The organism is Corallococcus sicarius (assembly GCF_003611735.1).
Classification (GTDB): Bacteria; Myxococcota; Myxococcia; order Myxococcales; family Myxococcaceae; genus Corallococcus; species Corallococcus sicarius.
The window spans coordinates 1-10,150 of the sequence record NZ_RAWG01000330.1 but is presented as its reverse complement, the minus strand read 5'-3'; the positions used below and the strand labels follow the sequence as shown (position 1 = coordinate 10,150).

Sequence of the window (10,150 nt, the reverse complement as noted above, 5' to 3'; positions counted from 1 at the left end):
CGGGCACCCCGTCCCGCACCATCCGCGCCGCCGCCAGGGCCAGGGCCGTCAGCTCATGCGCACACGCGGCCGGGCCCAGGGGGTGGCGAGCGCCCGGGCGCAGGAGGACCGCCACCGCCTCGCCCTCGGGTGACTCCCAGAGCAGGTCCACCACGCCCTCCACGGCGGCGCCGTCCTCCAGGTCCAGCACGAAGTCGAGCCCCCGGTGCACCGTGGACGCGGGCGTGGCCGCGAGCCTCCGGGCGAAGTCCGTGCCGAGGAAGCGCTCCACCGTGGCCAGCACGTCGCCCAGGTCGTCCTCCTCCGGATCACGCCCGGCGCTCCGCAGCAGGTGCTCCAGGTGCGCGCGGCGCTCCGAGGCCCCCGCATCCGGCCCCGCCAGGGACAGATCCACGTCCCGCAGGAGCCGCGACATCAGCTGGACCGGACGCTCCACGGGCAGCCATCCTTCCGGCTCCACGAGCAGCGGCGCCGCCTGCGTGGCCGCTTCCCAGGGCTCCGAGCCGACGGTGAGCCCCAGACGGTGGAGGTGGTGGTAGCGGCGCGGGCACGTGAGGAAGTCCTGCACCGCGCGCACGGACGCAACCACGGGTGCGTCGGCGAAAGCGCTGTCGTCTTCGCCGGTGTCCTCCAACGTGTCGGATCCGTCACGGACGGCCTCCAGGGACACGCGGGCCAGGGCGGACTCCATGCGGGCGCGGGCCTGGGCCATCTGTTCGGCGGTGGCCGGCTCCGGATCCGCGGGCGGTGGCAGCTGCTCCACGTCCACGTCGTGCGCGAGCGCGCGCAGGTCCGGATCCGCGTCCAGGCGCCGGTCCATGCGGTGCCACCATGTGTCGGTGCCCGCGCGCTTCTCCTCGCCGCCCGACAACACCAGCAGGTCCTTCGCGCGGGTGAGGGCCACGTAGAGCAGGCGCAGGTACTCAGCGTCCTCGCGGGCCTTCAGCTCGGCGCGCACCGCCTCGAAGCGCTCGGAGGTGAAGGTGTCCAGCGAGTCCGGCATCCAGGGCCGCAGCGCCAGGCCGAACGAGCGCTCGAAGTACGCGCGGGCCGACGTGGTGCGCCGCCGGCCGCCCATCCCGGGCACCACCACCACCGGCCACTCCAGGCCCTTGGCCCGGTGGATGGTGAGCAGTTGCACGGCGCGCGGATCGCCCTCGTCCATCAGGTCCGCCTGCGCTTCGTTGGGGTCGGAGTCCGCCAACTGGCGCAGCTCGCGCGCGAAGGCCACGCAGCCGCCCGTTCCCCGCTCGTCCCTCCGCGCCGCCAGGGACAGCAGCTTGTCCACGTTCGCGCTCGCCTGCTCCGCGTAGGGCGACCCCGCCAGCGCCTCGCGATACCCCGTGGCCTCCAGCGCCGAGTGCAGCAGCGCGTGCACGCCCAGCCGATCCCGCTCACGCCGCAGCACGGGGATGAGATCCAGGAAGCACGCCAGCCGGGCCTGTTCGCGCGCGGACATCGCGGCGCGCACCTGCCCATCCACCAGTCGCGCCGAGCCGAGCGACAGCGGCAGGTCCCCCGCGAGCCGGAACAGCGACGCGTCCGACAGGCCCACCAGCGGCGAGCGCAGCACCGCGGCGAACGCGAGCGCATCGTCCGCGTCCGCCAGGAGCGCCAGCAGCGAGGCGAGGTCGCGCACCTCCTGCGCTCCGTAGAAGCCCCGGCCTCTCAACACCCGGTGCGGCACGCCGTGGCGGATCAGCGCCTGCCGGTACTCCTCCAGGTGCGTGAAGGTCCGGAAGAGGATGGCCACGTCGCCGCCGCGCGCGGGACGCAGCCCCTTCTTGTCTTCCGCCATCACCGTCGCCGGAGCGCCGGGCGCCAACATCACCCGCAGCCTCCGGGCCACCGCGTCCGCTTCGTGCTCGCGCAGCTCCGGAGCGGTGTCGGCCTCCGGCAGCGTGAGCCGCTCCACCACCGGCCCTTCCGCCAGGTCCCGACGCGTGGGCGACAGGTCGTCCGTCGCCGCCTCGTAGACGACCTCGAACGGACGGGGCATCGCCTCGCGCGCCACGAGCAGTCCGGCGAAGGACCGGTTGAAGAACGTCAGCACGCCGGGCAGCGAACGGTAGTTGTGCTGGAGGAAGCCGCGCGCTCCGCCCTCGTCCTCAATCTTCTTCGCCAGCACCGTGAACACGGACACGTCCGCGCCACGGAACTCGTAGATGGACTGCTTGCGGTCACCCACCGCGCACAGGAACGCGGGCTCCAGGGGCAGCGCGGTCACCAGGTCCGCGTCCGGCGTCAGCTCGCGCGGCCCGCCTTCGCGCCGCTCCGCGAGCAGCAGCACCAGCTCCAGTTGCAGCCGGTTGGTGTCCTGGAACTCGTCCACCAACAGGGCCCCCAGCCGCTCCTGCACCTGCTGGCGGAACTCCGGGTGGTCGCGCAGCAGGTCGCGCGCCTTCACCAGCAGCGAGGTGAAGTCGAACACGTTGCGCCGCGCCAGCTCCGCGTCGTGCCGCGTCTCCACCTGCCCCAGCAGGTCGCGGAAGGTCTCCTCGAAGGGCGCCGTGCGCCACGCGGCGTAGGCATCCTCCAGCCGCCGCACCGACCCGTCGCTCTTGCCCTTCACCTTCCAGAGCAGCTCCTTCAGGCACGCGCCCGCGCCCTTGCGGAGGTTGACCAGGTTGCGCGGCTCCGACAGCAGCACGTTCCGCAGCGTCGGGAAGTGTTCCGTCTTGAGGAACGTGTCCGGCGTCATGCCCTCCAGCGCCCGCTCGCACGCGGACAGGAGCGCGCTCCACTCGACCTTGGTGTCCTGTGCGCGGGCTTCGGCGCACAGCCGGCGGCAGTCCTGGATGAGCCCTTCGAGCTGCGCCTTGTCCGCCACGCCATCGCCCACGCGCGCCGTGGCCGCCTTCAGGCCCTCCTCGCGCAGCGTGCGGTAGACGTCCATCAGCGCGGCCACGAGCCCGTCGGAGAAGCCCGAACCGGAGAAGCCCAGCTCCGCGCACAGCTCGCGCACCCGCGCGTCGCCGCCCTCCAACGCGTCCAGCACCACGCGCTCGGTGACGTCCTCCAGCAGGCCGGAAGACTCCAGCTCGTCCAGCACCTCGAAGGCGGGATCGATGCCCACCGCGGGCGGTGCGCGGCGCAGGAGCTGACCGCAGAGCGAGTGGAACGTGCCCACCGTCGCGGCGCTCAAGTCCTCGCGCACCTTGCGCCACTCGTCCTGCGTGGGGAACGGACGCTCCAGCCTCGCGAGCGATGCCCGCAGGTCCTTCTCCGCGTCCGGCGGAACATCCCCCTGGGCCAGCGCGTCCAGGCGCTCGCGGACACGCCTGCGCATCTCCGCGGCGGCCTTGTCCGTGAACGTGAGCATGCACAGCCGCGACGGCCGCAGCGCGGGGGCTGCCTCTCGCGCGCCCGCGAACAGGTGCAGCGTCATCGTCACCAGGCTGTACGTCTTGCCCGCGCCTGCGCCCGCCATCAGGGCCAGGTTCTTCTCCAGCGCGAGCATGTGGGGCGCGGTGTCGCTCATCCGCTCCCCTCCTCCGTCACGCGCCGCTCCGTGATGCGGCACACCGCGCGGTAGCCGCAGCGTCCGCAGTCGTTGGGGCGCGCCGGGAAGTCACCCTTGCGCAGGCGCTTCACCAGCGCCTCCACCGCGTTGGGCAGGTTGAGCCCCTGGGCCTCCGCCACGCGCTCGCGCACCTCCGGGTCCGTGGACAGGAGGTCCTCCAGCTCCGCGGGCGGCAACACGTCCGACAGGTGGATGGTCGCGCCCGTGCGCAGCGAGAACCACGCCGCGTTGCGCGCCCCTACGTGGCCGCTCACGCGCGCGGCGTAGAGGTACAGCGGGAGCTGGAAGTCGGAGAGCAGCAGGTTCTCCTTCAACGTGCGCTTGTCCAGCTTGCCCGTCTTGTAGTCGATGACGCCCACTTCCACGCCGGCCGTGTCCAGCCGGTCGATCTGCCCCTCGAAGATGATGGCGTCGTCCGCCACCATCAGCTTCACGTCGGCCCAGCGCGGGTCCTTCGCGGCGGGGCCGAACTTCAGCTCGAAGCCCTCCGGCACCAGCGGATCAAAGGGCAGCCCCCGGCGCTGATCCGTGAGGATGCGCCGGACCATCGCGTGCGCCTTCTCTCCCGCGAGCTTCCACAGCTCGCGGTGGCCCACGTGGTGGAGCTCCTCGAAGTGCTTGCTGGCCTTCTTCACGGCCTTCTCCAGCACCTCCTTCGGGATGTCCTCCGGCGCCTGGCCCAGCAGCTTGTGCTCCTTGAGCGCCTGGAAGACCTCCTCCATCACGCGGTGCCAGAAGGTGCCGCGCCCCCGGGCGTCGAACTCCTCGCCGGGCACCACGGGTTCGGCCACCTTCAGCCCGTACGCGACGAAGCCCTGGAAGCCACAGTTGCCGAAGCGGGCCAGGGCGCTCGCGGACAGCGGTCGCTCGAGGCCGAAGTGGAACGTCTCCCGCAGCTTCTGCTCCAGCTCGGGGCCCTGCACGCCGCCCGTGAACTCGCCCGGAACTTCCTCCTCGCTGCCGAAGAAGCGCAGGCGCGCGGCCTCCATGTGGGCCAGCTCTCGCGCGGTGCGGAACCAGTCGTCCGTCGCGAAGCGCTCCTTCAGGAGCGGGCCCGCAGGATCCGGTTCGGTGACGCGCAGCTTGACGTTCGCCAGCGCCTCCAGCGCCACGGTGCGCCGCAGCTCCGCGGGCGTGAGCACTTCGTCCAACGGCAGCACCGGCGACAGCGCACGCGTGGCCCAGTGACGGCCGGTGAGCCGCCGCACCTCTTCCAGGAACGCCGAGGGCACCTGCTCCTGGCCCCCCGACGCCTGCACCGCGAAGGACAGGCTCAGCGTGGCTTCCGCCGCCGCGAGCGCGCTCGCGAACAACAGCCGGTCCTCGGTGAGTCGCCACGGTGCGCGATCGTCGAACTCGCCTCCCGTCAGCCGGAACACGTCGCGGGTCAGGTGCACGTTGAGCGCCACGCGCTCCGCGTCGCCCAGCAGCGGCGACGGCGGATCCCTGCCCGGGAGCCGACCCTCTGTCAGCCCCGCGACGAAGAGGTGACGGAAGGTGCGGCCCGGCACCTCGCGCAGATCCAACACCTCCACCGCGCCCGCCGTGGGGCCTCGCGCGGGCAGGTGCACGTCCTTCAGGGTGTCCGCCAGCCACCGGCCCAGCGTGCGCCGGGTAATCCGCGGCCCGCCGCCCACCGCGCGCAGCGAGCGCAGCAGGTCCTCCATCCGCTGACGGAACGCCGCGAGCGCCGCGTCGTCCCGGGCCCTCGCGTCCTCGATGCGGGCACCCAGCCCGCCCTCTTCGCGCGGCTCCTGCGGGCCCGCGGAGTCCAAGAGGCCCAGCCGCTCCACGACCTTCCACCACGCGGCGACCAGTTCCGCGGCAGAGCCCTCCTGCGGGATGTGGCGGCATTCGTCGATGAGCCGCATCACCCGGTCGCGCAGCGCGCGCACGGCCATCACGCGGACCGCGTCTTCCTTGTGCCTGCCGCCCTGGGCCTGCAACCGGCGCGCGAGTCCTTCCAGGCGCACGTCATAGGCGCCCTTGCCTCGCGTCGCGCCCAGCCGATCATCGCGCGCGGCGGCGAGCGCGAAGAGGGCCGCGGGCGCGTCCGGGCCGCCTCGGGACAGCGAGGGCACGTAGCGACTGGCGACGATCTCCGCCACGCGCTCCGCCGGGAAGCCGTCCTCCATCAGCGACGGCAGCTCCAGCGCCAGTCGCACCGGGCCCGCGAGCGCGAGCGGTTCGCCCCAGGGCAGGCGCACCGGCACGCCCAGCTCCCCCAGCGCCTCCGCGAGCCAGCCGGCCTCCGGGCCCAGGTCCCGGTACGCGATGGCGATGTCGCCCGGCGCGCTGCCCGCCGCGACCAGCCGCCGCACGTCGCGGGCCACCCTGCGGGCCTCTTCGCGCGCGGACGTCGCGTTCCACACCGACAGCCCCGGCACCGCGTCCTTCAACACGTCGCGCGCGGCCCGAGGCGAGAACAGGTGCCGTCCCAGGTCCGTGAAGGGCCGGCCCTCGAACGTCACGTCCGCCTTGAAGAGGTCCACGTGGGGCATCGACTCGCCCCGGTTCTCGAAGGCCCGGAACAGCGCCGCGAGCGCCGCGTCCGCCACCGGCGAGCCGCCCACCGGCGTCTCCACGCGCAGCGATACGCGCCGGGCCTCGCACGCCGCCGCGAGCCCCAGGAGCAGCTCCAGCTTCGACGGCCGCACGTCGTAGACGCCGTGGAGCACCAACCCCGTCACCCCGTCCCAACCCGCCGGCCACGCGCCCCGATCCAACGCCTCGCGGGCGCCCCGGAGCACGTCCTCGCGGTCCGCGAGCCCCAGCTCCGCCAGCCGCTGCTCGTACAGGTGGTAGAGCCGGGCCAGCACCCGCACACGCGTGCGGCGCTCCGGCGGCAGCACCTCCGCGGCGTCCTGAAGCTCTCGCGCGGAGAGGCGGCCGGCCTTCAGGTCGAGCAACACCTCCGCCGCGGCCCGGGCGAACGCGGGCTCGCGCACGTAGTCGCCAAACGGCGTGCTCCCCAGCGAGGCCCCCAGCCCGGCCACCACCGCGCGGGCCGCGGTCGCCGGACAGGGCCGCCGGTTGAGTTCGCCCGCGCCTCCCAGCGTCTGGACGAAGTCGTCCCACGTGAGCAGGTGGGTCCCCACGGCAATCCCACGCGCACGCCGCTCCGCCCGCAGGGCTGCCTGACGGCGCGCGGCATCGGGGAAGACGTGGAGTGTGCGACCGGGGCGGGACATGCGGGGGGCCAGGACTCTAGAACGGCCAGGGGCGCCCTTTTCATGCTCCTTTCAAGGGATTCCCACACCCTGGCCCGTTGGCTGCCCGCCTGCTGCCCTCCAAGACCTGGGAAGTCCGAAGACGCGGTCCCGACACCCGACCCGGAATGTCCACGCCGGCAGGCCCTGGGCGACTGGCTGGCGCGGAGCATGGACGCGGCCGCGACGCGCCGGGCCCCGACACCGGGATTGCCGGAAAGGGGCGGAGCGCCCTTATGCTCCGCCGCGCCATGACCGCCTCCTTCCGGACCCTCACCGCCCTCTGGCTCGTCCTCCTGGCGCCGCTGTCGCCGGCCCTCGCCCAGGACCCCAGCGTCCCCCAGGACACGCCCCGCGCGCTGCGCTTCGACTGGACCCGCGACGGCGTCATCACCGGCGCCGCGGGCGTGCTGTGGATCTCCAGCGAGTCCGTGTTCAAGAGCAGCCTGGCCCCGGCGCAGTGCCGCTGGTGCGACCGCGCTCCGGATGGCACCGACACCCTCAACCGGTTGGACCGCTGGGGCCGGGGGCTCGCGGGCAACACGCCCGAGTCCCGCAAGCGCGCGGACACGTGGAGCAACGTCATCGGGTTCGCGGGCCTGCCCCTGGGCGTGCTCGGCGCCCAGTACGCCGCGGGCCGCAGCAGCGGCGCGTCCCGCGAGTTCTTCGCCCAGGACGCCACCATCATCGTGGAGAGCGCCGTCATCGCCTCCGTCGTCAACCAGGCCGTGAAGTTCACCGTGGGCCGCGAGCGCCCCTTCGTCCACCAGCTGCCCGACGACGCCAAGGGCCTCACCGCGCACCCCACCGACAACAACCTGTCCTTCTACAGCGGGCACACCAACCTGGCCTTCTCCATGGTGGTGTCCGCGGGCACCGTCGCCGCGCTGCGCGGCTACAAGCACCAGGGCCTCATCTGGGGCGTGGGCCTGCCGCTCGCCGCCTCCGTGGGCCTGCTGCGCATGGGCGCGGACAAGCACTACCTGTCCGACGTGCTCACCGGCGCCGTCATCGGCAGCGCCTTTGGTGCCGCGGTGCCCCTGCTCCTGCACGGCCGCACCGACGATGACGCCCGGCCGAACGCGGCGCGGACGTCCTCCCTGTCGCTCTCGCCCTCGGTCGGACGGCAGGTGGTGGGCGTGTCCGGCGCCTTCTAGCCGCCTTCCAGCCGACACTTCGCCCCGGTCCACCCCGGCGCTCCGGGCCCGACATGGTAGGCGACCCGTTCACCTTCGTCGGACGGATCCCTCCGTGCGCTTCATCCTGCCCATCGTCCCCCCGTGCGCCCTGGGGTGGTGTCCATGCCCATGACCCCGTCCCCCGCGAAGGACGCCCGGCGCGCCGCGCGCTTCGGCCCCGCCCTGCCTCGCGCCACGTTCGTGGGTTTCGCCCTGGCGGCGGTGGCCGTCCTCGCCATCGCCCTGCTCTCCTACCGCACGCTCCGGACGCGCAGCGAGGCCAGCGCGCGGGTGACGCACACGCTGGAAGTGGTGGAGAGCCTGGAGGGGCTGCTGTCCACCGTGAAGGACGCGGAGACGGGCCAGCGCGGCTTCCTGCTCACGGGGGGCGCCAGCTACCTGGACCCCTACGTCAGCGCGAAGGACTCCCTGCCCGGTCGGCTCGAACACCTGAGGCAGCTCACCGCCGACAACGTCTCCCAGCAGCAGCGGCTGACGCGGCTGGAGCGCGCCATCCAGGTGAAGTTCGCGGAGCTGCAGCAGACCATCGACCTGCAGCTGAAGGGCGACAACCGGGAGGCCCTCGCCGTCGTGAGGGAGGACCGCGGCATCGTCGCGATGAAGGACATCCGCGACACCGTGGAGGAGATGGAGCTGGAGGAGCGGAAGCTGCTCGCCGAGCGCAACGCGGGGTTCCAGGCGTCCTCCCGGCTGTTCCTGCTCGTCACCTGGGCTGGCTCCGCGCTGCTGCTCGTGCTCATCGGAATGGCGGGCTACATCGCGTCGCGCGACTTCCGCACCCGGAGCATCGAGGCGTGGATCCAATCCGGTCAGAACGCGCTCTCCCAGGCCATGCAGGGCGAGCAGCGCCTGGAGCAGTTGGGCGACAACGTGCTGCGCGTGCTCGCCACCACGCTGGAGGCGCAGGTGGGCGCGCTCTACCTCGCGGACACGGACCACCGCTTCCGCCGCGTCGCGGGCTACGCGCTGCCCGCGGACTTCGAGGCGAAGGGCGACCTGTTGCGCTCGGGCGAAGGGCTCGTGGGCCAGGCCCTCAAGGAGGGCCGCGCCTTCCACCTGCGCGACGTGCCCGAAGGCTACCTGCCCGTCTCCTCCAGCCTGGGCCAGGCCCCCTCCCGCCACGTCCTCATCGCCCCCATCCACGTGGACGGGCAGGTCAACGCGGTGGCGGAGCTGGGCTTCCTCCAGCCGATACACCCGTCGGACCTGGAGCTGCTCCAGCGGGTGTCCCCGTCCATCGGCGTCGCGGTGCGCGCCTCGCATGACCGCGCGCGCCTGGAAGCGCTGCTGGCGGAGACGCGCCGTCAGGCCGAGGAACTGCAGGCCCAGCAGGAGGAGCTGCGCGTCTCCAACGAGGAGATTGAGGAGCAGAGCCGCGTCCTCGAGGAATCCCAGATGCGGATGATGACCCAGCAGGAGGAGCTGGAGGAGACCAACACCCAGCTGGAGGAGCAGGCGCGCCAGCTGGAGAACCAGCGCGACGACCTGGCCCTGGCGCAGGTGTCGCTCACGCAGAAGGCCACCGAGCTGGAGCGCACCAACCGCTACAAGTCCGAGTTCCTGGCCAACATGAGCCACGAGCTGCGCACGCCGCTCAACAGCTCGCTCATCCTCGCGAAGCTGCTGGCGGACAACAAGGAGGGCAACCTCACCGCGGAGCAGGTGAAGTTCGCGCAGACCATCAGCGCCGCGGGCAATGATCTGCTCGCCCTCATCAACGACATCCTGGACCTGTCGCGCATCGAGTCGGGCAAGGTGGAGGTGCAGCCGGAGCCCGTCGTCCTGCGGCGCTTCCTGGAAGGCCTGGACCGCGCCTTCCAGCCGGTGGCGCAGCAGAAGTCGCTGCACTTCTCCTGCACCGTCGCGCCGGACGTGCCCCCTACGCTGGAGACGGATCCGCAGCGGCTGGGCCAGGTGCTCAAGAACCTGCTCGCCAACGCCTTCAAGTTCACCGAACAGGGCGAGGTGGCGCTCACCGTCTCCACCGCCGGCCCGGGGCTCGTGGGCTTCTCCGTGCGCGACTCCGGCATCGGCATTCCCCCGGAGCTGCAGGACGTCATCTTCGAGGCCTTCCGTCAGGCCGACGGCAGCACCCACCGCAAGTACGGCGGCACCGGCCTGGGCCTGTCCATCTCCCGCGACCTGGCGCGGCTCCTGGGCGGCGACGTCACCGTGCGCAGCACCCCCGGCGAGGGCAGCACCTTCACCCTCATCCTGCC

The 10,150-nt window shown here is 72.7% G+C and carries 4 protein-coding genes; 2 read left to right on the top strand and 2 right to left on the bottom strand.

Annotated features, from left to right (window positions below; genetic code table 11):
* Together D7X12_RS34405 and D7X12_RS34400 are read right to left on the bottom strand one after the other, a co-directional pair.
* Positions 1-3,481 (bottom strand): UvrD-helicase domain-containing protein (locus tag D7X12_RS34405; protein ID WP_120629444.1); only part of this gene is annotated, 3,481 nt, incomplete at its 3' end.
* A complete protein-coding gene (locus tag D7X12_RS34400; protein ID WP_120629443.1) occupies positions 3,478-6,714 on the bottom strand; it encodes a PD-(D/E)XK nuclease family protein in 3,237 nt (1,078 codons plus the stop codon). The genes D7X12_RS34400 and D7X12_RS34405, both read right to left, overlap by 4 nt.
* A 269-nt stretch (positions 6,715-6,983) precedes the next feature.
* Between D7X12_RS34400 and D7X12_RS34395 the strand changes: the two genes are divergently transcribed.
* Positions 6,984-7,889, top strand: a complete 906-nt coding sequence (locus tag D7X12_RS34395) for a phosphatase PAP2 family protein (protein ID WP_167509081.1) — start codon at positions 6,984-6,986, stop codon at positions 7,887-7,889.
* Between the two features lie 150 nt (positions 7,890-8,039).
* Positions 8,040-10,150, top strand: a 2,111-nt coding sequence (locus tag D7X12_RS34390; RefSeq protein WP_208719466.1) for a CHASE3 domain-containing protein, incomplete at its 3' end; no start/stop codon positions are given.